Annotated in this window: 1 protein-coding gene; it reads right to left on the bottom strand. The window is 52.5% G+C overall.

Features of this window, described 5'->3' with window-relative positions; all coding sequences use genetic code 11:
* Window positions 1-619, bottom strand: a 619-nt coding sequence (locus AC2UZJ_RS12520) for an RNA-guided endonuclease InsQ/TnpB family protein (RefSeq protein ID WP_486950456.1), incomplete at both ends; no start/stop codon positions are given.

The following is a 619-nucleotide window of genomic DNA, read 5'->3' as shown; positions in this document are numbered from 1 at the left end:
TGCGCCTTTGCCAAGGCTTTCTCTTGGCGTCTAAAGCGATTGAGCGGAGCGACATACGAGCCATCGCTCAGGGTGGCAAAACGGGCAATTCCCATATCGATACCCACGATGGCGGTCGATGGATGGGTCGGCGTTTCCACCTCGCGCTCGGTCTGAATGGAGACGTACCATTTACCTTGTTTACTGGAAACGGTGACATTTTTTACCACGCCCAACACCTCGCGGCTGTTGCGGTAGCGCATCCAACCTAACTTGGGCAGGAAGATTCGACTATTGTCCTGATCCAATTTGCTGCCTTGCGGGTAGCGGAAACTATCGGACTGGCCTTTCTTTTTGAAGCGTGGAAAACCGGCGCGTTTCTCGAAGAAGTTTTTATAGGCACGCTCTACGTCTTTGAGGGCTTGCTGCAGAGCTTGAGAGTGGGTTTCAGATAGCCAAGGCGTTTCGCTACTTTTACGCCACTCGGTCAGGTGTTTGCACAAATCGGCATAAGACACCTTCTTTTTGCCTTCTGCGTAGCGAGCTTGTTGCAACGCCAAGGCCTTATTGAATACAAAACGACACGACCCAGCGAAACGACGCATTGCGCGCTGTTGCTCGCCGTTTGGCATGAGTTCGT

Source organism: Paenalcaligenes sp. DL 309 (genome assembly GCF_057475285.1).
Note: the sequence above shows the minus strand (reverse complement) of the source record. Positions and strands in the feature narration are given on the sequence as shown.